General features: G+C 67.8%; 20 protein-coding genes. 7 read left to right on the top strand and 13 right to left on the bottom strand.

Annotated features, from left to right (window positions below):
* Positions 1-23 precede the first annotated feature (23 nt).
* The gene (locus ACO2Q1_RS05410; protein WP_423328522.1) at positions 24-3,347 is read right to left on the bottom strand and encodes an autotransporter domain-containing protein; all 3,324 of its coding nucleotides are present in this window, start codon (positions 3,345-3,347) and stop codon (positions 24-26) included.
* Positions 3,348-3,531: 184 nt separating this feature from the next.
* Between ACO2Q1_RS05410 and ACO2Q1_RS05405 the strand changes: the two genes are divergently transcribed.
* A complete protein-coding gene (locus ACO2Q1_RS05405; protein ID WP_423328521.1) occupies positions 3,532-4,329 on the top strand; it encodes a tryptophan 2,3-dioxygenase in 798 nt (265 codons plus the stop codon).
* 94 nt (positions 4,330-4,423) lie between these two features.
* Complete coding sequence (locus tag ACO2Q1_RS05400; RefSeq protein WP_423328520.1) at positions 4,424-4,954, top strand: PA2169 family four-helix-bundle protein; 531 nt, start codon at positions 4,424-4,426, stop codon at positions 4,952-4,954.
* Between the two features lie 88 nt (positions 4,955-5,042).
* Here the strand turns inward: ACO2Q1_RS05400 and rplS are convergent, their stop codons facing one another.
* The 5 genes from rplS to ACO2Q1_RS05375 form a co-directional block, all read right to left on the bottom strand.
* Positions 5,043-5,474, bottom strand: a complete 432-nt coding sequence (gene rplS / locus ACO2Q1_RS05395; RefSeq protein ID WP_423328519.1) for a 50S ribosomal protein L19 — start codon at positions 5,472-5,474, stop codon at positions 5,043-5,045.
* Between the two features lies 1 nt (position 5,475).
* Positions 5,476-6,201, bottom strand: coding sequence for a tRNA (guanosine(37)-N1)-methyltransferase TrmD (gene trmD / locus ACO2Q1_RS05390; RefSeq protein ID WP_423328518.1), 726 nt, complete (start codon positions 6,199-6,201; stop codon positions 5,476-5,478).
* Between the two features lie 46 nt (positions 6,202-6,247).
* The gene (locus ACO2Q1_RS05385; protein WP_423328517.1) at positions 6,248-7,606 is read right to left on the bottom strand and encodes a phospholipase D family protein; all 1,359 of its coding nucleotides are present in this window, start codon (positions 7,604-7,606) and stop codon (positions 6,248-6,250) included.
* Between the two features lie 34 nt (positions 7,607-7,640).
* Entirely contained in the window at positions 7,641-9,482 is a 1,842-nt protein-coding gene (locus ACO2Q1_RS05380) for a DUF885 domain-containing protein (RefSeq protein ID WP_423328516.1), read from the bottom strand.
* Positions 9,483-9,783: 301 nt separating this feature from the next.
* Positions 9,784-11,448, bottom strand: coding sequence for a thiamine pyrophosphate-binding protein (locus ACO2Q1_RS05375; protein WP_423328515.1), 1,665 nt, complete (start codon positions 11,446-11,448; stop codon positions 9,784-9,786).
* A gap of 97 nt (positions 11,449-11,545) precedes the next feature.
* On the opposite strand from ACO2Q1_RS05375, the gene ACO2Q1_RS05370 reads away from it, so the two are divergent.
* On the top strand, positions 11,546-11,683 hold the full coding sequence (locus ACO2Q1_RS05370; protein ID WP_423328514.1) for an entericidin A/B family lipoprotein: 138 nt from the start codon (positions 11,546-11,548) through the stop codon (positions 11,681-11,683).
* 132 nt (positions 11,684-11,815) lie between these two features.
* On the top strand, positions 11,816-12,319 hold the full coding sequence (locus tag ACO2Q1_RS05365; protein ID WP_423328513.1) for a YidB family protein: 504 nt from the start codon (positions 11,816-11,818) through the stop codon (positions 12,317-12,319).
* 10 nt (positions 12,320-12,329) lie between these two features.
* Here the strand turns inward: ACO2Q1_RS05365 and truA are convergent, their stop codons facing one another.
* From truA to ACO2Q1_RS05340, 5 genes are all read right to left on the bottom strand, one after another.
* The gene (gene truA, locus ACO2Q1_RS05360; RefSeq protein WP_423328512.1) at positions 12,330-13,073 is read right to left on the bottom strand and encodes a tRNA pseudouridine(38-40) synthase TruA; all 744 of its coding nucleotides are present in this window, start codon (positions 13,071-13,073) and stop codon (positions 12,330-12,332) included.
* Positions 13,073-13,987, bottom strand: coding sequence for a methionyl-tRNA formyltransferase (fmt, locus tag ACO2Q1_RS05355; RefSeq protein ID WP_423328511.1), 915 nt, complete (start codon positions 13,985-13,987; stop codon positions 13,073-13,075). The genes truA and fmt overlap by 1 nt, the downstream gene beginning before the upstream one ends.
* 193 nt (positions 13,988-14,180) lie before the next feature.
* Positions 14,181-14,408 carry a hypothetical protein gene (locus ACO2Q1_RS05350; RefSeq protein WP_423328510.1) on the bottom strand — a complete coding sequence of 76 codons (228 nt, stop codon included), beginning with the start codon at positions 14,406-14,408 and terminating at the stop codon, positions 14,181-14,183.
* On the bottom strand, positions 14,408-14,989 hold the full coding sequence (locus ACO2Q1_RS05345) for a peptide deformylase (RefSeq protein WP_423328509.1): 582 nt from the start codon (positions 14,987-14,989) through the stop codon (positions 14,408-14,410). Before ACO2Q1_RS05345 ends, ACO2Q1_RS05350 begins: the two co-directional genes overlap by 1 nt.
* A gap of 69 nt (positions 14,990-15,058) precedes the next feature.
* The gene (locus tag ACO2Q1_RS05340; RefSeq protein ID WP_423328508.1) at positions 15,059-15,466 is read right to left on the bottom strand and encodes an acyl-CoA thioesterase; all 408 of its coding nucleotides are present in this window, start codon (positions 15,464-15,466) and stop codon (positions 15,059-15,061) included.
* Positions 15,467-15,597: 131 nt separating this feature from the next.
* Here ACO2Q1_RS05340 and ACO2Q1_RS05335 point away from each other — a divergent pair, with 131 nt between their 5' ends.
* Entirely contained in the window at positions 15,598-17,082 is a 1,485-nt protein-coding gene (locus ACO2Q1_RS05335) for a S41 family peptidase (protein ID WP_423328507.1), read from the top strand.
* Here the strand turns inward: ACO2Q1_RS05335 and ccmB are convergent.
* Positions 17,079-17,747, bottom strand: coding sequence for a heme exporter protein CcmB (ccmB, locus tag ACO2Q1_RS05330; protein ID WP_423328761.1), 669 nt, complete (start codon positions 17,745-17,747; stop codon positions 17,079-17,081). The two genes, ACO2Q1_RS05335 and ccmB, sit on opposite strands and share 4 nt — an antisense overlap.
* Before the next feature lie 74 nt (positions 17,748-17,821).
* On the bottom strand, positions 17,822-18,457 hold the full coding sequence (ccmA, locus tag ACO2Q1_RS05325; protein ID WP_423328506.1) for a heme ABC exporter ATP-binding protein CcmA: 636 nt from the start codon (positions 18,455-18,457) through the stop codon (positions 17,822-17,824).
* Positions 18,458-18,679: 222 nt separating this feature from the next.
* Here ccmA and acnA point away from each other — a divergent pair, with 222 nt between their 5' ends.
* Positions 18,680-21,397, top strand: a complete 2,718-nt coding sequence (gene acnA / locus ACO2Q1_RS05320; protein WP_423328505.1) for an aconitate hydratase AcnA — start codon at positions 18,680-18,682, stop codon at positions 21,395-21,397.
* A gap of 145 nt (positions 21,398-21,542) precedes the next feature.
* On the top strand, positions 21,543-21,971 hold the full coding sequence (locus ACO2Q1_RS05315) for a hypothetical protein (protein ID WP_423328504.1): 429 nt from the start codon (positions 21,543-21,545) through the stop codon (positions 21,969-21,971).
* The last annotated feature ends 19 nt before the right edge of the window (positions 21,972-21,990 follow it).

The raw sequence follows: 21,990 nt of genomic DNA, 5'->3' as shown, positions 1-21,990 counted from the left end.
GCCCTTGTTTCGCGTGGGTCGGATCAGAACTTGATCGAAACCGTGGCGCGGTAGGTCTGGTAGTCGACGTCGTCGCGGTCGACCATCGAGGCGGCTTCGAGGGCCAGGCTGGCGCGCCCGCCGTTGGAGAAGGTCACCCCGCCCGAGATCTCGCCCCAGGACTTGTCGCGGCTCAGACCCACGAAGGTCGCCGGGGCGCCGCCGGTCGCGGCGAAGGCGGCGGAGACGCCGTCCGGACCGTCCTTCTCGACTTCGGTGACGGCGCGCATGCCGATGGCGGGACGCACGGTCAGGCCGCCCAGGGCGGTCTCGCCGTCGAATCGGACGCCGAAGAAGCCCTGAAGCGACTTCAGTTCACGGCCCTCGACGGTCATGGCTGCGGCGGAGCCGGTCTCCGAATAGCCGTCGATCTCGAGCTTGTAGGCGTTGAAGCCGAAGCTGGGGGTGATGCGCAGGCCGCCGGTTCCGGTGCGGACGCCGACCTCGGCGCCGCCAAACATCACGTCGCCGTCGAACGCGCCCTCCGCCCGCAGGGTCGAGCCGCCCAGCATGACGTTGCGCTCGCTCTCGAAATCGAGCGTGCTCCAGCCGACATGGCCGCCGATATAGCCGGTGTCGCCGAGGCGGACCGATCCGTACCCGGACACCTGAAGCTGCCGGGACTCGGTGTCGCTGAGGCCGCCGGCGTACACCGCCTCGCCCTGGGCGTAGCCGAGGGCGCCGCCGAGGGTCAGGCGATCGACGGTGCGTTCCAGGCCGCCGGCGACATACCAGTTGTCGATGTCGTCCTTCTGGCCGGCGATGATCGCGCCGGACAGCTGACCCGCCTCGCCGGTCGAGGCTCCGGCCGCGAGGAACCCGGCCATGCCCTGTTTCCAGTCGCCGGTCCAGCGTGCGCGTTCGGCCTGGGCCGCGGTGACGGCGGAGGCGGCGAAGGGCGTGACGTCGAGAGCGGCGACCTGAACGCCGCTTCCGATCAAGGCGAGGCCCTGGGGCGCCTCGGCGCCGACGCGCGGGGCCGAGATTCTGCTGGAAAGCACGGACTGGAAGCTCTCGGTTTGAACCGTTCCGAGATTGCCGGCCGACCAGGCGGAATAGGGCGCCAGGCTTTCGAGAGCGCCGCCGAGGGCCGCGCCTTCGAGGACGTCAACCGTGTCGTAGATGCTCTTCAGCGCCGCATAGCCGGTGAAGCCGCGAGCATTGTCCAGCAGGGCGCCGACCCCGACCTGGGCCGACGACGTCGTGTCCAGGAAGCGGGTGAAGGATTCCGCGGCGATCGAGACGTTCACCGCCGAGGAGGTGTAGCTGATGAAGGGATAGAGGACGCCCGGGAGATCGTTGGCGGCCGTGAAGCGGCCGCTGACGCCGCCCTCCGCCGTCAGGACGGTGAAGGTCTGGCCGAAAGTCGGAGCGGCCAGGAAGTTGAGGTTCAAGAGGCCGCCGACCGAGGCGCCGCCCGTGGCGCCCGTGACCGGATTGGCCCGGACGATCAGGCGGTCGGACGACACGCCGGACACATCGACGAACAGTCGTGACCCCGAGGTCAGGATCAGGTCGCCGTTCAGCGTCAGATTGCCGATCGAGCCCTGGCCGCCCGGTGCGATCGTACCCATGACCGATGTCAGGGCGGTGGCGTTGATCTGGCCGCGACCGCTGATCAGGCCGCCGAGGACGAACATTTCATAGGTGCTGAAGGCGCCGTCCACGTTCAGCTGGCCGGCGGTGACCGTGGTGTCGATCAGCGAGGTCAGGGCGCCGGTCGCGCCGATGTCGAGGATGGCGCCCGAGCCGCCGATGGTCAGGCGATCAATGACAGCCGCGGCGTTCAGACGGGTCCGACCGGCCGCCGCCAGGGTGACGTCATAGTAGCTGGCCTTGTTGCCGTTGGCCGAGGAGGCGGCGGCGTTGTTGGGCGTGACGGCCTGGGGCTGCTCAAGCGATCCGACCGGCGCGTCGGCCGCCACTGCGGCATAGGACACTCCGCCCGTCGAAGCGACGACGTCGTCGCCGGCGGTGTCCAGGCCCTGGAGCAGGTCATCGCGGCTGACCAGGAGAGCGCCGCCGGTCGATTCCGAGCCCTGGACCGGCGTTCCGTCCGCGTCGAGACCGAACTGTTCATTGAAGCGCGCCAGGGTGTCGGCGTCGATGCAGTCGTCGCGGAAGCAGATCGAGCCGAATTCCCCGCCGCCGCCGCCGACGCCGGCCCCAGGCGTGGAGGGCACGCCGGTGGTCAGCTGGCCGTTGACGATGATCTTGTAGTTGGGGTCGATCGTCTGGGTCCAATGGGAGGCGTCAAACCAGTCCGCGTCGCCGGCGTTGGCCGAGACGTATTTGTACGGGTTGTTGGCGACGATGTAGTCCCAGAACAGATACAGCGGCTGGTATCCGGCCGTGGTGCCGTAGCTGGCCGCCGGTTGATTGGCGTAGTAGCGCGTGCCCAGCGACAGGACGCCGGCGATCACAGGAATGTCGAAGGCGCGGTCCAGGATCAGGGCGCTGCCGGAATCGCCCTGGGCGGTCAGGCCCTCGCCCGGCAGGGCGTCGTCGTCGCCGAAAAGGTTGAAGTCGTAGATGTTGGTGCGGGCCGGATCGTCGAAATCGACCAGATAGAGATTCTGACCGAGGCCGCGCTGGCTGCCGTTGCCGAACAACCAGACATTGATGTCGTCGATGGAGGCCAGAGCGCCCAGCATGTTCTCGCCGGCGCGACGACGGAAGTCGATGCCGACGGACTGTCCGGTGGTGCCGGTGCCTGAGCGGCCATAGCCGCCGATGGTCACGTGGCGGTCTTCATCGCCGGTCAGGGGGCTGAACAGCATGGCCCAGGTCGGGACGCCGCGCGTGGGGGCGTCGAGCACGCCCAGGGCGATGTCCGCCTCGTAGAAATTGCCCAGGGGTTGGTTCAGCGAATCCGGGTGATAGAGGACCTGGCTGATGTTGTAGGTCTGGTTGGCGTAGTTGCTGCGATAGCCGTTCAGCCAGGCGATCAGGCCCGCGCGGGCGTCGCCCTTGAAGCCCACGGCGATGGGGGTGCCGCCGGACGCCGCGCCGTAGCTGGACGCCGCCGCATCGTTGACGCAGTGAGCCGCGAAAAGGACCGTGCGCGGGTTGATGAGTGTGCCGGTGCAGACCCCGCCGCCCAGGGGGCCGTAGTCGCTGTAGATGATCCCCACGCCGTTGACGTCATTGGGCCCCGCCAGCGTCGGCGGCGCATTGCGGTTCAGGTTGTTGTTCGGCACCTCGGCGAGGGCCGGCGCGCCGGCGAGAGCGGCGGCGACCGCCAGCCCTCCTGCCGAAGCGGCGTTCAGCCAGTGGCGACGGCGGAGCGGGCGTGACGATGCGGACATGCAGACAATCCTCGTTACTGAAACGGACATCCTGTCTGTAGCCGGACCAACGGCCGCGTAAAGGCCCCATTTCGGCCGGAAACCGGTCACCTTGTCGCGGACGCGACGATCGCGGACAGGTTGTGGCCCGAAGGCCCCAGGCCCAGGCGGTTGCGCCAAGGAGCGGATCGCGGGAAGGAGGGGCATGACTGACGTCGCCGACATGACCTACGCCCGCTATCTGGACCTGGACCGGTTGCTGTCGGCCCAGCATCCGATCAGCGATGAGCACGACGAAATGCTGTTCGTCGTCATCCACCAGACCAAGGAGCTGTGGCTGAAGCAGATCCTGCACGAGGTGGTGCTGGCGCGGTCCCTGATCCGGGCGGGGGAGTTGTCGGCCTCCTACAAATCCCTTGCGCGGGTCAGTCGGATCCAGGCGGTGATGACCCAGAGCTGGGACGTGCTGTCGACCATGACGCCGGCCGACTATCTGCGGTTCCGGTCCGTTCTGGGAACCAGCTCGGGGTTCCAGAGCGATCAGTTCCGGCGGCTGGAATGCCTTCTGGGGTTGAAAGACGCGCGGTTCCTGAGGTTTCAGGAGGACCGGCCGGAAGCGCATGCCGCGCTGAAGGCCGCGATCGAGGAGCCCAGCGTCTATGACGAGGTGCTGGCGCGCATGGCGGAGGCCGGCCTGCCGATCCCGGCCGACATCCTGTCCCGCGACGTCAGCGTGCCCTATGCGGCCGACGAAGCGGTGGAGGCGGCCTGGCTGGAGGTGTACCGCGACACCGAGCGGTGGTGGGCCTTCTATCAGCTGGGCGAAAAGCTGATGGATCTGGACGACGCCCTTCTGACCTGGCGCCACAAGCATGTGGTGACGATCGAGCGGATCATCGGTCGCCGCGCCGGCACCGGCGGGACCGAAGGCGCCGCCTATCTGATGACGACGCTTCAGAAGCGATGCTTCCCCGAACTGTGGTCCCTGCGCACGAAGCTTTGATCGCCGGGTCGCCTCGTCGCCCCCGTCCAGCCGCAACCGAAGATCAGCGTGACCGTTGTTGCAGCGGGCTGGGCGAGCGGAAGCGGAGATTTCCATGGCCGAGGAACATGGCCTGACACAGGCGGCGGACCCGGTCCGCCATGAAACCCACGCGCATGACGTGAAGGTGCTGGGCCGGCTGCTGGCTGCAGCGCAGGACAGCGAGACCCGCTTCGAGCAGGCCGCTCAGGACGCGGAGAGCGACGGACGTCGCCGGCTGTTCGAGAGTCTGGCCGAGGAGCGAGGCCGAATGGTGCGGGATCTGCGCGCCACCCTGGTGGCCCTGGGCGGACCGGTCGAGGGAGACGGCGGCTCCATCCTGACCAAGGCCCGGCGCGCGATGACCGACATCGGCCATGCGCTGCTCGGAGACGAGACTCACGCGACGGACGTCGCCGATGACGGAGAACAGGCGCTGGTCGGGCGTCTGGACGAGGCGCTGGCGGACCCGGAGCTCTCGGACATGGCGCGCGCGGCGGTGCGCCGGGCGCGGGCGATGCTGGGCGAACATCGAGAAGATCTTCACGCGCTCCGGCTCAGCCTGGACAGCCGTCGCGACGTGGCCTCGCCGCTGTTTCCCGCCTGATCTTTTTCCGTCCGGCCTTCGCACCGTTCCGGACATGAAAAAGGCCCCCGGGGTTCCGGGGGCCTGTTCATTCGAGCGATCGAAGGGATCAGGACTCTTCGGTCTTGGCCTCTTCGGCGGCGCCGGTGACCGGAACCACGGCGCCCTTGGTCGAACGGACCGTCTGGCGCTCGGCGATACGGGCCGACTTGCCGCGACGATCGCGCAGATAATAGAGCTTGGCGCGACGGACGACGCCGCGACGCTTGACTTCGATGGCGTCGATGTTCGGCGACAGGATGGGGAATTTGCGCTCGACGCCTTCGCCGAAGCTGATCTTGCGGACGGTGAAGGTCTCGTTGACGCTGCCGCCGTCACGGGCGATGCAGACGCCTTCGAACGCCTGAATGCGCTCGCGCTCGCCTTCCTTGATCTTGACCATGACGCGCAGGGTGTCGCCGGGCTGGAAGTCCGGAATCGCGCGCTTTTCGACCAAGCGGGCCTTTTCCTCGGCTTCCAGGGTCTGAAGGATGTTAGCCATTTCAATCTCCTCGGGCTTTTGCGCCCCTTAGCTGTGAATTGGCGAGACGGGCCGCCCAGAGGTCCGGACGCCGCTCTCGCGTGGTCTCTTCCCGCTGCGCCTCACGCCATTGCGCGACCTTCTTGTGGTCGCCCGACAGCAGCACCTCGGGAATGTCGAGCCCCTCGAACGTCCGCGGTCGCGTGTACTGCGGATGCTCCAGAAGCCCGTCCTCGAAGCTTTCGGACGACAGGCTTTCGCCTGAGCCGAGCACTCCGGGGATCAGTCGTACGCACGCCTCGATCGCCACCATGGCCGCCGCCTCGCCTCCGGCGAGCACCGCGTCCCCGACGGAGACCTCCTCGAACCCCCGGGCGTCGAGCACCCGCTGGTCCACCCCCTCGAAACGGCCGCAAAGCACGACGATGCCGTCCGCCTTGGCCCATTCCTTGACGCGCGCCTGGCTCAGGGGCCGACCCCGGGCGCTCATGTACAAAAGCGGCCGTTCCGGACCCGACAGGCTATCGACCGCCCGAGCCACAACGTCCGCCTTCAACACAGCTCCCGGACCGCCGCCCGCAGGGGTGTCGTCCAGGAAGCCGCGCGTATCTGTGGAAAAGGCCCGAATGTCAACCGTATCCAGGCTCCACAGGCCTTTCTCGCGCCAGGCCGTGCCGATCAGCGACACGCCCAGCGGCCCTGGAAAGGCCTCGGGGAACATGGTCAGGACGGAGACGGAAAAGGGCATGGCGGCGGCCTATAGCGGAATGATGAGGCAATTGCGCGCCGCAGACTCAGTTGTGAATCGTGACATTCCGACCTAGCGCCCTCAGCGCCTTACTGGTCCTCCCGTTTCTCGGAGGGAAGCGATCAGGCAAGGCCCAGCCTACAAGTTCGCCCAGTCCGCTCACCCCGAGGCGGTCGATTTTCCATTGCGGATCGTGCATCGCGTTCCAAAGCCGCAAGGGCGTATCGTCCTGCGAGCCGCCGTAAAGGACATAATGCAACGTTTCGACCGCACTGCGGCCGCTGGCGGAACGGGCGCTGTAGACATGCCGGGCCAGCGCCTTGATCTTCACCTCCATCGAATGAACGCCCACATTCTCGGCGAGCCCTATGGCCTTGTTGGGCACGCGCCTCGCATATTCGATGATTGAATGGACACGCTCAAAGACTTCAATGAATTCCGCCTCTCCCAATGCCCGCAACGAAGCCTCTGAAAGCCGCTCTTGAAGCAAGGGCGCCCAGTCGTTGAGGGTGCGGTCTTCGTTACTTGGCGGTGTGTGCTGCCGTCTCCACCACCCGACCGCCTCCGCAAGCGCCTGTCCAGGATCAAGCTTGTTCCGCTCGTAGTGCGCAGGCCAATCCGCCCGGCGGCCATCCATCGTTCTGTTATAGTAATAGGCGTGCAGGAACTGGTCAGCTTGTGTCCCAAGAGGCGCATCCGCTCTAAGCCAAGCCGGGCGGTTCTCGGGAAGCGACACGATGGCCCCGATATCTCTGAGAATTTGTAACGTCTCGCGCCATTCACGAAGAAACTCGACACGTCCCGCTTCGCTCGCCGACTTCCGGGAAACGTGCGTTAGTCCGGGCCATTGATGCACGGCCTCGGAATTGAGAACGGCATCTGCTGAAGCGGCGTCGGCCTCGTCGCGCCGGTTCAGATCGCGCTGCCGTTGCTTGAGAACATTCATAACCTCGTCGGACAACGGTGAGGCGACCTTGTCCATTTCCACGAACGTTTTTCTCAAGTCGTCGGCAAATCCATTTGAGACCAGTTCGTCTTCGGTCAGAAAAATCCCGGCCTCGATATTATTGTACCACGCCTTTGCGGACAGGTTGGCCGATCCGATATAGGCCCCGAAACCGTGCCACCAGATAACCTTCGCGTGGTGGTGTCGGACCAACTTGCAGACAAAAGTCGGCGACCGGCGCGCTAGGAACCGTTCAAGGATCGGCAATGCTACGGGTACGCCATCGTCAAAGCGGCCCCAGTAATAGAGAGGGATTTTCTGGTCCCAGCACCAGTCGAATAGCAACGCTTGATCCGACGCATAAGCGACGGCGGCCTCGACGTATTCCGTGTCCTTGGCTGCGTTGTCTGTGATTTCCCTCAGGTAACGACCGTTGATCTGTCCCAAAATCAGTCGCACAGCCCCTCCCGGCTCATTCGATTGCCGCTCGCGACTACGTCGCCGGCGCGCCGCCGCCCGCCGCGATCCAGGCGTCGACCTGATCTTCCAGGACGTCGAGCGGCACCGAGCCGGAGCCGAGGACGACGGCGTGGTAGTCCCTGATGTCGAAGCGGGCGCCCAGGGCGGCCTCGGCGCGGGCGCGAAGCTCCTCGATCTTCAGCTCGCCGATCTTGTAGCTGGTCGCCTGGCCGGGGTTGGTGATGTAGCGCTCCACCTCCTTGACCACGTCGCGCTCGGACAGGAGCGAGTTCTGGCGGAAGTAGGCGATGGCGTCTTCCCGGCTCCAGCGTTTGGCGTGCAGGCCGGTGTCGGTGACCAGCCGCACCGCCCGCCACAACTCGGTCGAGAGGCGGCCGAAGTCGGAATAGGGGTCCTGATAGAAGCCCATCTCCTTGCCCAGCTGTTCGGCGTAGAGGCCCCAGCCCTCGGCGTAGGCGCCGTAGCCGCCGAAGCGGCGGAAGCGGGGCAGGCCGTCGATCTCCTGGGCGTAGGCGATCTGGAAATGGTGGCCGGGCGCGCCCTCGTGATAGCTGATGCCCTCGATCTGGGGCTTCAGCACCTGGGTCATGTCCGACAGGTTGACGTAGTAGATGCCGGGGCGAGAGCCGTCCGGGGCGGGCGAGTTGTAGAAGGCGATGGAGGCGGTCGCCTCGCGGAACGGCTCGACGGCGCGGACCTCGAGCGCCGCTTTCGGCAGGTTGGAGAACCAGCGCGGCGCGACGTCCATCACCTGGGCGATGAAGGCGCGCGCGTCGGTCAGATACTGCTCCTTGCCTTCCGGCGTGTTCGGATACTGGAAGCGGGCGTCCGTCTTCAGGAAGGCGAAGAAGTCCTGCAGCGAGCCGGTGAAGCCGACCTGGGCCTTGATGACCTCCATCTCGCGCTGGATGCGGGCGACCTCATCCAGACCGATCTGGTGAATCTGGTCGGCGGTCAGGTCGGTGGTGGTCGAGAGCCGCAGGCGGGCATTGTAATAGGCCTCGCCGTCCGGCAGCCGCCAGACGCCGCCGTCGCTGTCGGCCTTCGTCTGCACCTCGGACAAGGCGGCGAGGACGCCGTCGAAGCCGCGTTTGAACGGGCCGGTCAGCGCCGCGCGTCCCGAGGCCAGCAAACGGTCCTTTGTCGCCTGATCGGTCTCCAGCGCCCCGACCTTCCTCTGGAAGTCGGCCCAGACCGGATTGTCGGCGCCGTCGTCGAACGGTGCGCCGGAGATGACATTGCGCGTGTTCTCGATCGAAGGCTGGAAGACGAAACGGGGCGAGACCACCCCCGCGTCGGCGCGGGCCCGGAGCGTCGTGGCCACCTGACCCATATACCGCTCGGCCTCCGTCAGGCGGGCGACATAGGCCTCGGCGTCCGACACGCTGGAAACCCGGTGGTTATTGATCATGAAGACCGGCAGGGAGGTCGTCGGATTGCCGTTGGCCGCGAACTGGAAGCCCCAGTCCCGCCACTGGTTCGACAGTCGGGCCTGATCGACGCCGTACTCGAACAGACGCCAGGACAGCTTCGCCTGCGGCCCCAGCTTCGCGGGGTCAAAGCTCGCCTTCATCTCGGCCAGTTGGGCCTCCTGCAGGGCCAGGGCGCGGGCGGCGGCGGCGTCGGAGACGTCGTCCAACTTGTCGTAGTCGGTCTTGAGGCCCAGCGACGTCATCTGCTGCGGGCTGAGGGCGATGCGGGCCTGGAAGGCGCGCTCGAAGAAGGCGTTGAGGCGGGCGTCCTCGGTCTCGGCCGGGGCGGCGGCGGGCGTTGTCGGGCCGGTCTGGGCCGTGACCGGAAATGCAGCGGCGGCAAGCGCCAGGACGGCGGCGGACGAGATCAGGATACGGCGCATGGAACCCCCGTTACAGAACAGGGGCGCACCTTTCCCCGGCCCGGGCCCCCGCGCAAGACGAAGGCTGCTTCTGCGGCGAGTTCTGACCGATCGTTTCCGCGTCGGAGGGGCATGAAGTTTCGCACGATCCGCGATCGTTGAACGTTCGGTTCATCACAACGCGCACGACGATTTCACAGCGACCACGACGGGGATGAGAACGACCTCGCCGTGTTCGTCGTGCTCGCTGTGCGCGTTGTGATGAACTCAGTCGCCGGATCGAAGCCCGCTATCGCGGGAGTGGGCGCCGAAAGACAGCAACCTATCCGCCGCGCAGCTGGGTCAGGGTGCGTCCCGGCGCGATGTCCTCGGCCGAGGTGATCAGGTGGACGATGGCGGGTTGACCCGCCCGTGTCGCGGCGCGGGCGGCCTCGAACGCGGCGGGGAAGTCCCCGGTCCGTTCGCAACGGACGCCGAAGGCGCCGAAGGCCTCGGCGTATCTGACGAAGTCGGGGTTCTTCAGGTCTGTGGCCACGACCCGGTTGGGATAGTCCCGCTCCTGGTGCATGCGGATGGTGCCGTAGGTCCCGTTGTCGACGATCACCGTCAGGGTGGCGATCCCGTACTGGACGGCGGTGGCCAGTTCCTGACCCGTCATCAGATATTCCCCGTCCCCGGCGATGCAGATCACCTCCCGCCAGGGCTGGATGGCCTTGGCGGCCACGGCGGCGGGATAGCCGTAACCCATCGCGCCCGAAGTCGGGGCCAGCTGGGTGCGCCGGGCGCGGTGACGCACGAACCGGTGCAGCCAGGCCGCGTAGTTGCCGGCGCCGTTGGTGAAGACGACATCCTCGGGCGTGGCCGCGTCGATGTGGGCGATCACCTCGCTCATGTTCACATCGCCGGTGACCTCGACCCGGCTGTTGAAGGCGAGGAAGTCGGCGTGACCGGCGGCGGCCTGATCGCTCCAGGTCCGGCCCGGCTCCAGCTTCGACAGGGCGATGGCCGCCAGCGAATTGTCGGCTGTCGCGCCCAGCAGGGGCGCCCAGACGCGGCCGACCTCTTCCGGTCCGGGATGGATGTGGATCAGGGTCGTCGCGGTCCGATCCCGGTCCAGCAGGGTGTAGCCCTGGGTCGGGTTTTCGCCGAGGCGGGCGCCGATCGTCAGGATCAGGTCGGCCTCGCGCACCCGCTGCAGCAGTTTCGGATTGGGGCCGAGGCCGAGGTCGCCGACATAGTTGGGCCGGTCGTTGGAGATCAGGTCCTTGCGCCGGAAGGACAGGGCGACGGGCAGGCCCAGACGTTCGGCCCAGTCGCCGATGGCGGTGGTGGCTGCGTCGGTCCAGCCGGAGCCGCCCAGCACCAGAAGGGGCCGTTCGGCGGCGGCCAGACGGCGCTCGATCTCGGCGGCGACGGCCGGGTCCAGCGCCGCGCGGGCGGGGGCCACCCGGCGGATCGGCGCCGGGCCCCCGTCGGCGACCAGCACATCCTCGGGCAGGGCGACGACCACCGGTCCCATCCGACCTTGAAGCGCCGTGGCGAAGGCGCGTTCCAGCACCTCGGTGGTGCGTTCGCCGCTCTCCAGCTCGGTGGCCCATTTGGCCAGGCCGCCGAAGACCTCGCGATAGTCGACCTCCTGAAACGCGCCCCGGCCCCGGTCGGAGACGGCGATCTGGCCGACGAACAGGATCATCGGGGTGGAGTCCTGGTGCGCCGTATGCACTCCGATGGAGGCGTGGGTCGCGCCCGGACCGCGCGTGACCATGCAGATTCCGGGCTTGCCGGTCAGCTTGCCGTAGGCCTCGGCCATGTTGGCGGCGCCCGCCTCATGCCGGCAGGTGATGACCTGGATCCGGTCGGCGACGTCGCCGAGGGCGTCCAGCACCGCCAGATAGCTCTCGCCCGGCACGCAGAAGACGTGGCTGACGTCATTGGCGACCAGGACGTCGACGAGGCGCTGGGCGGCGGTGCGGGGTGCGGTTGTCATGCCGCCCGATTAGCAGATCGTCGGCGACCTTGACCATGCAACCGTATGGCCACGCTTGTCGTTACGGCCACGGTTCAACATTCATCGGGAGCGCCCCATGCGCAAGATCATCGCCCTCACCCTTGTCGCTGCCGCCATGGCGGTTTCGGCCTGCAACACCGTCGCCGGCGTCGGTCGCGACGTGAAGGCCGCCGGCCAGGCCGTGACCTCGGGCGCCGAGTCCGCCAGGAACTGACCCCGTCGGCCGTATTTGTGACGCCCCGGTCGCGGAAGATTTAACAATTCGCGATTGGGCGCGGTCGGCCGAAAGGCCTAGCTTGACCGGTGAAGCCGGGCCGAGACGGGCCCCGGCGTGGAGACGCAGGTCATGAGCTTCCTGGATTCGATCGTCGGCCAACTGGGCGGCAAGGACGGGCTGGGGTCGATGTTGTCGGGCGGCGCCGTCGAAGGCGTCACCGATCTGATCAACCAGCAGGGCGGCGTGGGCGGTCTGGTCGGCAAGCTGACCCAGGGCGGGCTGGGCGACGTCGCGGCGTCCTGGGTCGGAAACGGCGCCAACGCCGAGATCGCCCCGAACCAGCTGACCAACATCCTCGGCGAGGGCCCCATCGCGGGCTTCGCCGAGAAGCTGGGCGTCAATCCGGCGCAGGCGGCGGCGGTTCTGGCCATGGTCCTGCCGCTGGTCATCAACCACCTGACGCCGAAAGGCCAGGTCGAGGACGGCCCGGTGCAGCCGGGGGGTCTGGGCGACCTGCTGGGTGGGGCGCTCGGCGGCTCTCTGGGGAACATCCTCGGCGGATCGGGCGGTTCCGGCGGCGGCCCGCTGGGCGGCGGATTGGGCGACCTGCTCGGCGGACTGCTGAAGAAATAGTCCGGATGGTTCAGGCGTCGTAGTCGACGCCGGTCAGGTACAGGCCTGTGGACGGGGCGACCGGTCCGCAGGCCGTTCTGTCTCTGGCCTCCAGCGCGGTGCGCACGTCGTCGGGCGTCCAGCGGCCTAGTCCCGCCTGGACCAGGGTTCCGGTCATCGACCGGACTTGGCGATGCAGGAAGGATCGGGCCTCGAACACCAGATGCACCTCTTCGCCGATCGCCTCGACGCGTGCGACATCCAGGGTGCGATCCGGGGACTTGGCCTGGCACAGGGCGTCGCGGAAGGTGGTGAAGTCATGCCGCCCCACCAGATGGGCGGCCCCGGCCTGCATGGCCGCCACATCGAGCGGTCTCTTCACGTGCCAGACCTGGCCGTCCAGCAGGGCCGGAGGCGCCGGGCGGTTGAGGATGCGATACAGATATTTGCGGCCCGTCGCCGAAAAGCGGGCGTGCCAGTCGTCGGCGGCGATTGCGGCGGCCAGCACCTTTACCGGTTCGCCGAGCAGATGGGCGTTCAGGGCGTTGCGCACCGTGTCGGCCGGCCAGTCGCGCTCCAGATCGACATGGATCACCTGTCCCGTGGCATGCACGCCGGTGTCGGTGCGGCCGGCGGCGGCGATCCGGACATGCTGCCCGCAGAAGCCCGTGATGGCGGTCTCGATGGCGCCCTGGACCGTCGGCTGTCCGGCCTGGGCCTGGAAGCCATTGTAGGGGCCGCCGTCGTATTCGATCGTCAGGCGATAGCGGGGCATCAGGCGAGGGCGGTTCCGACGGGCAGGGGATGACCCCGCAGCATCTCATCCGCCGCCTGGGCCGCCTTGCCTTCGCGCTGGACGCGGATCAGGCGGACGGCGCCGGACCCGCACGCCACGGTCAGGGCGTCGTCCAGCACCGTGCCGGGAGCTCCGGTCCCCTCGGCCACCGTCGACATCAGGGCCTTGATGCGGGCGCCGTCCGGGCCGGAGAACCAGGCGCCGGGGGAGGGCGACAGGCCGCGGATATGGGCGTCGACCTCGGCGGCCGGTCGGGTCCAGTCGATGCGGGCCTCGGCGGGGGTGATCTTGCGGGCGTAGGTCGGTTCGCCCGTCTGGGGCGTTTCTGTCGCGCCGCCGCGTTCGATGGCGGCCAGGGCGCGGGACCAAAGGGCGGCGCCGACGTGGGACATGCGCTCCGACAAACTGGCGGCGGTGTCGTCGGCGCGGATGTCCATGACCTCGCTGAGCAGGATGGGGCCCTCGTCCAGGCCTTCGGACATGCGCATGATCTGGACGCCGGTGCGAGCGTCGCCGGCCATGATCGCGCGCTGGATCGGGGCGGCGCCTCGCCAGCGCGGCAGCAGGGAGCCGTGCAGGTTGAAGCAGCCGAGCGTCGGCGCGTCGAGCACCTCGGCCTTCAGGATCTGGCCGTAGGCGACCACGCAGGCGGCGTCGAGGTTCAGGCTGACGAAGGTTTCGATCGCCTCGGGCGCCTTCATCGATTCCGGGGTGAAGACGGGCAGGCCCATGGAGTCGGCGAAGGCGTGGACCGGGGACGGCGTCACCGTCCGGCCTCTGCCCCTGGGGCGCGGCGGCTGGGAATAGACGGCGACGATCTCATGACCCGAGGCGATCAGTTCGGCCAGGGACGGCACGGCGAAGTCGGGCGTGCCCATGAAGGCCAGGCGCATCTCTATTCCTTTGGGCGCTGGCGCGCCGCGCTATGTTCGCGACGCGGTCGCTCACGACTTGAGCGCGAGATATGTGGTCGTTTCGACGCTGCCTCACGCGCAATCAAGCGGACTTTTAGCGCCGCAAGCCGTTCGCGCTCAAGTCGCGAGGCTCCGCGAGCCGAGCATAGCGCGGCGCGTCAGCGCCCCCAATTCAGTAAGGATCGTACCAGCGGGAGGAGACGCCGCCGCCTTCGTCCCATTCGCCGCCGGCGTCCAGGGCGTTGTCGAAGTCGAGCAGGCGGTCGATGACCAGGCCGGCGATCAGCCCGACCACAGCCACCCCGACCAGGGCGCCCAGGCTGGCGACCCCGACGCGCTCGGAGCGGGTCAGGCGGCGACGGCCCGAGGCGTCGATGATGGTGTTGCGGCGACGGGCCATCAGGCGGCCTCCCTCTGGCGCATGACCTTCTTGACCTTGCTGACCGCCCGGTCGCGACGCAGGCGGGACAGGTGGTCGATGAACAGGACGCCGTTCAGGTGGTCGAGTTCGTGCTGGAAGCAGACGGCGTAGAGGCCGGAAATCTCTTCCTCGATTCGTTCGCCTTCGCGATCGAGATAGGCGACGCGCACGCGCGCAGGGCGTTCCACCGCGTCGAAATACTCGGGAATCGACAGGCAGCCTTCCTCGTAGCTGAACATCTCGTCGGAGGCCCAGAGCACCTCCGGGTTGACGAAGAAGCGCGGATTGGCGCGCCGCGCCGCCTGTTCCTCGGTCTCGGGTTCGCCGTCTTCTTCGCCTTCGGGCGCGGGACCGTCGCCCAGGTCCATCACCACGACGCGGCGCAGATCGCCGATCTGGACCGCCGCCAGTCCGATGCCCGGAGCGTCGTACATGGTGTCCAGCATGTCATCCATCAGGGCGCGGACATCGTCGTCCACGGACGCGACGGGGGTCGAGACCTGTTTCAGGATCGCCAGATCGGCGGCGTTGTCGATGGTCAGAATGCGCTTGACGGCCATCCGGATCAGGTAGGCTGAGGCGCGGCGCGGGTCAAGATTTCCGACCCGGGCGGTGGGACTTGGCCCGACCTACTCGCGACCTGGCAAGGGGCGGGGCTTCCGGTCGGCGTCGATGGCGACATAGGTGAAGACTCCCTCGGTCACGCGCACGCTGTGGTCGGCGGCGCGGGCCCGTTTCCACGCTTCGACATGGACGCGGATCGAGGTGCGACCGGCCTTGAGGATGCGGGCGTAGAGCGACACTTCGTCGCCGACCGAGACCGGCTGATGGAAGACCATGGCGTCCACGGCGATGGTGGCGCAGCGCCCCTGGGCTATGTCGAAGGCCGGGGTCGAGCCGGCCAGGTCCATCTGGGCCAGCAGCCAGCCGCCGAAGATGTCGCCTTCCGGGTTGGTGTCCGCCGGCATGGCGATGACCCGGCCGACCAGTTGGCCGGCGGGAGAGGCGACGGCAGAGGAGGCTTCGGATGAGGGCATGGCCCGCCGTTTAAACGCGTCGGCCGTGGACGCAAGTCGGCTTACCGAAGCTTCATTTGGCGCGCTCCGCCCGTATCGCCTAGCTTCACATGTACGCACTTGCAGGGAGGAGGATGATGAAGGTCAGGCGCATGGCATTCTGGACCGCGGCCGTCTGGCTGTCGGCGGCGCCGGTCTGGGCGCAGGAGCCGACCCGTGAGTGGATGACGCAGCCGCGCGACTGGTCGGCGACGTTGAAAGCCGATGTCGAGGCCCTGGGCCGGATCCTGGAAGACAGCCATCCGGGGATGTTCGATGACCGCAATCCCGATTTCAGGCCGCGCGCCGAAGCGGGTCTGGCCGAGGCGCGGCGTCGGGCCGAGACGACCCGGGATGCGGGCGGCTGGTGGTGGGCCATGCGTGGCCTGATCGCCGGCTTCGACGACGGCCATGTTCAGATCGGGCTCGCGCCCTCGGGCGGATTGCCCAGTCGCTGGCCGGGCTTCCTGACCACCTATCGCGGCGCCGACCAGGTGGTGGCCAGTCGAGACGATGCGGATGATGACGCCCCGCAGCTGGGCGCCCGGCTGATCGATTGCGACGGCGTGGACGCCGCGACCCTGGCCGAGCGGCGGGTGGGGGCCTTTCGCGGACGCTGGTTCCTGGAGTCCCAGAAGGTCCAGAACGGAGACTGGGTGTTCATGAGCGCGGCCAATCCGTGGATACCGGAGATGTCGGCGTGCCGGTTCGAGGTCGACGGCCGAGCCGCAGCCTACGCCTTGAGCTGGCGTGAAATCTCCAGCGAAGACCTGGGCGCGCGAGGGACCGCCCTGGCGCAGCGGGCCTTTCCCGATTTCGGGATGAAGGCGGCCGATGACGGCGGCTGGTGGCTGTCGATGCCGTCGTTCAACGGCGACCCCGCGTCGGACGCCTACAAGGCCCTGACGACGCTATTGGCGGAGGCGACCGAGACGCAGGCGGCCTTGCGCGCGGCGCCCTATGTCGTGCTGGACCTTCGCGGCAACGGGGGCGGGTCGTCGCACTGGAGTTCGCGCCTGGCCGATATCCTGTGGGGCCACGACTGGCAGGTCGCGCATCGCCTGCCGCAGGTCGAGAGCGTCGACTGGCGCGCGTCGGAAGCCAATATCGCCGAGGTCCAAGCGTTCCGGGACCAGTTGGCGGCGGCCGATGGCGACGCACGGATGCTGGCCTGGGCGGACACGGCCATCGCCGGCATGCGCGGCGCGATGGCCGCCGGCGAGCCCCTTTGGCGCGCCATGAACGAGCCCCGTCCCGGCCTTGATCCGGGGGCTGCGCCGGTCAATCCGATGCGCGGCCGGGTCTATGTGTTGACCGACCCGGGGTGCGCTTCGGCCTGCCTGGACGCCGTGGACATCTGGAAGGCCATGGGCGCGATCCAGATCGGGCGCGAGACCTCGGCCGACACGGTCTATATGGAGTTGCGCGAGGCGGCTCTGCCCAGCGGCCTCGCCAAGGTCTGGATCCCGATGAAGGTCTATCGCGGGCGGGCGCGGGGCAACAACGAACCCCAGGTCCCGGCCCATGTCTTCGACGGCGATTTGAAGGACGAGGCGGCGCTGCGGGCCTGGGTTCTGAGTCTGAACCGTCGTGGCTAATCCAGCGCGCCGCGCACCGCCGCCGCCCCGGCGACCGGAGCGATGACCCCGGCGAAAAGGACATAGGCGGACAGCAGGGCGACGGCGGACAGCGGATCCCCGCCCTGGGCCGCGCGGTCCAGGGCGCCGGCGCCGAACACCACCGGCGGAATGAACAGCGGCAGGACGATCACCGCGATCAACAGTCCCCCGCGCCGGGACCCCAGGGCCATGGCGGCGCCGAGGGTTCCGGTCAGGGCGAAGCCGAGCCCGCCGATCGCGGCGACAGCCAGGGTCAGGCCGGACAGCTCGGGCGGCTGGCCCAGGGCGAGGACGGCGATCGGGGCGGCCAGGGCCAGGGGAAGGCCGACCGCGACCCACTGGGCCAGGGCCTTGAGCAGAACCACCGCCGCCATCGACAGATGACCCGTCGCCAGAAGGTCCAGGGCGCCGTCCTCGAGATCGCGCTCGAACAGCCGCTCCAGCGACAGCAGCGAGGCCAGGGCCAGGGCGATCCAGGTCGATCCCGCCGCGACCGGCCGCAGGGTCGCCGGATCGCCGCCGGCGGCCAGGGGCAGGATGGCGGTCAGTCCGGCGAAGAAGGCCAGGGCCAGCAGAGGTCCGCCGCCTCCGCCCCAGGCCAGGTCCAGCTCGCGTTCGAACAGAACCCGGGTGGCGCCCCGCATGCCGGGCGGGCGCGGCTCCGGCGCGCCGGGCTCGGGCGTGTCGGGATCGCGTTTCGGCCAGGGAGAGAGGCGGTTCATCCACGTCCTCCGGCGAAGGCGTTCAGATCGAGGGCCCGGGTCGGAAGCGGCAACGGGTCATGGACCGAGGCCAGGATCAGCCCGCCCGCCGACAGGTGGCGGGCCATGACTTCGGCGAAGGCGGCGCGCCAGCGGGCGTCCAGCGGAGCCATGGGTTCATCCAGCAACCAGAGGGCGCGCGGCGAACCGACCAGCCTGCCGAGGGCGAGGCGGCGACGCTGGCCGGCGGACAGGCGTCGGACCTCGAGGTCCAGCAGGGGCTTCAGGCCGAAGGCGGCGACGGCGTCGTCGAAGCCGTCTTGGGTGTGGCCCAGCCAGTCGCTTTGAAAGCCGAGTTCCTCGCGGGCCGTGCGAGACCCTTTCAGGCCGTCGAGATGGCCGACCAGGTGGACTTCGCGCGCGCGGGCCAGATGGGGATCGATGCGATTATCGTCGCCGTCGTGAAACAGGATGTCTCCGGCCTCGGGCAGCATCAGGCCGGCGACGGCCCGCAGCAAGGAGGTCTTGCCGACCCCGTTCGGGCCGGTCAACGACACGGCCTCCCCAGCCGCTAGACCAAAGTCCAGATCGCGGAAAAGCGTGCGTTCTCCGCGTCGCAACGCCAGGTTCGACAGCGTCAGGCCGTGGATCATGGCCGCAACGCCCGCACATCCGCCCAAGCCCCGGATTTGAGAACCTTTCTCAATGTCCTTGCGGGCGGCGTGGATACATGGACGCGCCCCGCGACCGGGTTTATAGCGGCGCTGGCCGCAGCAGGCTTTCGCCGCGCGCGTCGGGAACCTGTGAGTCCCGGCGTCCAGCGCGCGAAGGCGCAACCGAATTGTCGGGCGGCGTTGACCAGAGGAAAACTCTCCATGCCGTCGATCGACAGCCTCAAGACCCGTCAGGACCTTTCCGTCGGGCGCAAGAAATACGCCTATTACAGCCTTCCCGCCGCCGAGGAAGCCGGTCTGGCCGGGATTTCCCGCCTGCCGCGCTCGATGAAGGTGCTGCTGGAGAACCTGCTGCGCAACGAGGACGGGGTTTCGGTCACCGAGGCCGACCTCAAGGCCGTGGCCGCCTGGGTCGAGAACAAGGGTTCGGTCGAGCACGAGATCGCCTTCCGCCCGGCCCGCGTCCTGATGCAGGACTTCACCGGCGTGCCCGCCGTCGTCGACCTGGCCGCGATGCGCGACGCCATGGCCGCCCTGGGCGCCGACGCCACCAAGATCAATCCGCTGGTCCCCGTCGATCTGGTCATCGACCACTCGGTCATGGTCGATCACTTCGGCACGGCCAAGGCCTTCGGCCAGAACGTCGAGCGCGAGTACGAGCGCAACATCGAGCGCTACAACTTCCTGCGCTGGGGCTCGTCGGCCTTCAACAACTTCCGCGTCGTGCCCCCCGGCACCGGCATCTGCCACCAGGTGAACCTGGAGAATCTGGCCCAGACCGTCTGGACGCTGGAAGAAGGCAAGAAGACCGTCGCCTATCCCGACACCGTCGTCGGCACCGACAGCCACACCACCATGATCAACGGCCTGGCCGTTCTGGGCTGGGGCGTCGGCGGCATCGAGGCCGAGGCCGCCATGCTGGGCCAGCCGATCCCGATGCTGATCCCCGAGGTCATCGGCTTCAAGCTGACCGGCAAGCTGCCGGAAGGCGCCACGGCGACCGACCTCGTCCTGACCGTCACCCAGATGCTGCGCAAGAAGGGCGTGGTCGGCAAGTTCGTCGAGTTCTTCGGCGACGCCCTGGCCGGCATGACCCTGGAAGACCAGGCGACCATCGCCAACATGGCCCCGGAATACGGCGCCACCTGCGGCTTCTTCCCCGTCTCGGCCGCCACTATCGCCTATCTGACCGCCACGGGCCGGGACAAGGCGCGCGTCGCCCTGGTCGAGGCCTATGCGAAGGCGCAAGGCCTGTGGATCGACGAGACCTCGGAAGATCCCGTCTTCACCGACACCCTGGAGCTGGACCTGGCCTCGGTCGTGCCGTCGCTGGCCGGACCCAAGCGCCCGCAGGACAAGGTCGAACTGACCACCGCCGCCCCCGAGTTCGAAGGTCACCTGACCGGCACCTTCGCCCGTCCCGCCGACGCGCCCCGTTATGAGGTCGAAGGCGAAAAGTTCACCGTCGGCGACGGCGACGTGGTGATCGCGGCGATCACCTCCTGCACCAACACCTCCAACCCGTCGGTGCTGATCGCCGCCGGTCTGGTGGCGCGCAAGGCCCATGCCCTGGGCCTGAAGCCCAAGCCCTGGGTCAAGACCTCGCTGGCCCCGGGCTCGCAGGTGGTCACCGACTATCTGACCGACGCCGGCCTGCAGAAGGATCTGGACGCGATCGGCTTCAACCTGGTCGGCTACGGCTGCACCACCTGCATCGGCAACTCCGGTCCGCTGGACCCGGCCATCTCCAAGACGATCAATGACAACGGCGTGGTCGCCACCTCGGTCCTGTCGGGCAACCGCAACTTCGAGGGCCGGGTGAACCCGGACGTCCAGGCCAACTATCTGGCCTCGCCGCCGCTGGTCGTGGCCTACGCCCTGGCCGGTTCGATGCGGATCGACATCACCAAGGATCCGATCGGCCAGGACAAGAAGGGCAATGACGTCTTCCTGAAGGACGTGTGGCCGACCGCCCAGGAAATCGCCGACATCCAGAAGAAGTCGGTCACCCCGGCCATGTTCGCCAAACGCTACAAGGACGTCTTCAAGGGCGACAAGCACTGGCAGGCGATCAAGGTCTCCGGCGGTCAGACCTATACCTGGGACGACAGCTCGACCTATGTGGCCAATCCGCCCTATTTCGAGGGCCTGTCGATGGAGCCCAAGCCGGTTTCCGACATCGTCGAGGGCCGCGTCCTGGCCATCTTCGGCGACTCGATCACGACCGACCACATCTCCCCGGCCGGTTCGATCAAGAAGACCTCGCCCGCCGGGGTCTGGCTGACGAACCACGGCGTCGACGCTCTGGACTTCAACTCCTACGGCGCGCGTCGCGGCCACCACGAAGTGATGATGCGCGGCACCTTCGCCAACATCCGCATCCGCAACAAGATCACGCCCGACATCGAGGGCGGCGTGACCAAGCACTTCCCGTCGGGCGACGTGATGTCGATCTATGATGCGGCCATGAGGTACCAGTCGGAAGGCCGTCCGCTGGTCGTCTTCGCCGGCAAGGAATACGGCACTGGCTCGTCGCGCGACTGGGCGGCCAAGGGCACCAACCTGCTGGGCGTGCGCGCGGTCATCGCCGAGAGCTTCGAGCGCATCCACCGCTCCAACCTGATCGGGATGGGCGTGGTGCCGCTGCAGTTCAAGGCCGACGGCTGGCACAAGCTGGGCCTGACCGGCGAGGAGATCGTCACCATCCGCGGCCTGACCGACGCCAACACCGGCCGTCTGAAGCCGCGTCAGGACCTGTGGGTCGAGATGTTCCGCCCGTCGGACGGCAAGATGGCCCGCTTCCCGGTCCGCTGCCGCATCGACAACCAGACCGAGCTGGAATACCTGCGCGCCGGCGGCGTCATGCCCTACGTCCTGCGCAACCTGGCCGGCGGCGAGGCGGCTGTCGCGGCCGAATAGGCTGGGGCGCCGGAATGAACTTGAAGGGGCCGGCGGAGCGATTCGCCGGTCCTTTACTTTTGCAACTCCTTGTTCAGGCTCGACCTTGAAAGGAGTTCGACGAATGGTGCGGCTGGCCGGTTACGATCCGAAGCGCTCCCGATGATTGGTCCGCATCTGCTATGTGGTCATCTGTGTAGCGCTGGCGATCGCCGTCTTCCTCGTGGCGGGATGGGCTATCTGGCCCGTATCTTCAGAAGGGGAGCTTGTTGCCAGAACACTGGCGCGACTATGGGGCGTGCTGGCCGCCTTGGTCATATGCTCAATGACCGGCTTGGCTTTGCGGAATCTGCGTGATCTCGCGGCTCCTGCCGTCTGGATTGAGGGTTCGGTTCTGTTTGTCCGCGCACCTTTCAGAGGCCGACTGTCGCTCGACCTTCCTTTGACGTTCAGAACACAGACACGGCGTTCGTTCCTTGGTCGGAACGAACAACTGTTCATCCGCAACGCCAAGGGCAATGAGGTCGTCGTATCGACCTATTGTCTCGACCTTGATGCTCAGACGCTTGAGGCTCGACTGAAAAGATCGGCATAGCCTCGCCGAAGCCTTGGCC

The sequence above is a fragment of the Brevundimonas sp. VNH65 genome, from assembly GCF_049445955.1.
Lineage (GTDB): Bacteria > Pseudomonadota > Alphaproteobacteria > Caulobacterales > Caulobacteraceae > Brevundimonas.
This window is presented reverse-complemented; position numbering and strand designations above follow the sequence as displayed.

Bases quoted from the DNA above. Each gene is read 5' to 3' on its own strand.
- ccmA (WP_423328506.1), bottom strand. From the start codon at position 18,457: ATGATCCACGGCCTGACGCTGTCGAACCTGGCGTTGCGACGCGGAGAA.
- rplS (WP_423328519.1), bottom strand. From the start codon at position 5,474: ATGGCTAACATCCTTCAGACCCTGGAAGCCGAGGAAAAGGCCCGCTTG.
- ACO2Q1_RS05375 (WP_423328515.1), bottom strand. From the start codon at position 11,448: ATGACAACCGCACCCCGCACCGCCGCCCAGCGCCTCGTCGACGTCCTG.
- ACO2Q1_RS05345 (WP_423328509.1), bottom strand. From the start codon at position 14,989: ATGGCCGTCAAGCGCATTCTGACCATCGACAACGCCGCCGATCTGGCG.
- ccmB (WP_423328761.1), bottom strand. From the start codon at position 17,747: ATGCGGGGCGCCACCCGGGTTCTGTTCGAACGCGAGCTGGACCTGGCC.
- ACO2Q1_RS05335 (WP_423328507.1), top strand. From the start codon at position 15,598: ATGGCATTCTGGACCGCGGCCGTCTGGCTGTCGGCGGCGCCGGTCTGG.
- trmD (WP_423328518.1), bottom strand. From the start codon at position 6,201: ATGCCCTTTTCCGTCTCCGTCCTGACCATGTTCCCCGAGGCCTTTCCA.
- ACO2Q1_RS05340 (WP_423328508.1), bottom strand. From the start codon at position 15,466: ATGCCCTCATCCGAAGCCTCCTCTGCCGTCGCCTCTCCCGCCGGCCAA.
- acnA (WP_423328505.1), top strand. From the start codon at position 18,680: ATGCCGTCGATCGACAGCCTCAAGACCCGTCAGGACCTTTCCGTCGGG.
- ACO2Q1_RS05350 (WP_423328510.1), bottom strand. From the start codon at position 14,408: ATGGCCCGTCGCCGCAACACCATCATCGACGCCTCGGGCCGTCGCCGC.
- ACO2Q1_RS05370 (WP_423328514.1), top strand. From the start codon at position 11,546: ATGCGCAAGATCATCGCCCTCACCCTTGTCGCTGCCGCCATGGCGGTT.
- ACO2Q1_RS05400 (WP_423328520.1), top strand. From the start codon at position 4,424: ATGGCCGAGGAACATGGCCTGACACAGGCGGCGGACCCGGTCCGCCAT.
- ACO2Q1_RS05405 (WP_423328521.1), top strand. From the start codon at position 3,532: ATGACTGACGTCGCCGACATGACCTACGCCCGCTATCTGGACCTGGAC.
- ACO2Q1_RS05365 (WP_423328513.1), top strand. From the start codon at position 11,816: ATGAGCTTCCTGGATTCGATCGTCGGCCAACTGGGCGGCAAGGACGGG.
- truA (WP_423328512.1), bottom strand. From the start codon at position 13,073: ATGCCCCGCTATCGCCTGACGATCGAATACGACGGCGGCCCCTACAAT.
- fmt (WP_423328511.1), bottom strand. From the start codon at position 13,987: ATGCGCCTGGCCTTCATGGGCACGCCCGACTTCGCCGTGCCGTCCCTG.
- ACO2Q1_RS05410 (WP_423328522.1), bottom strand. From the start codon at position 3,347: ATGTCCGCATCGTCACGCCCGCTCCGCCGTCGCCACTGGCTGAACGCC.
- ACO2Q1_RS05380 (WP_423328516.1), bottom strand. From the start codon at position 9,482: ATGCGCCGTATCCTGATCTCGTCCGCCGCCGTCCTGGCGCTTGCCGCC.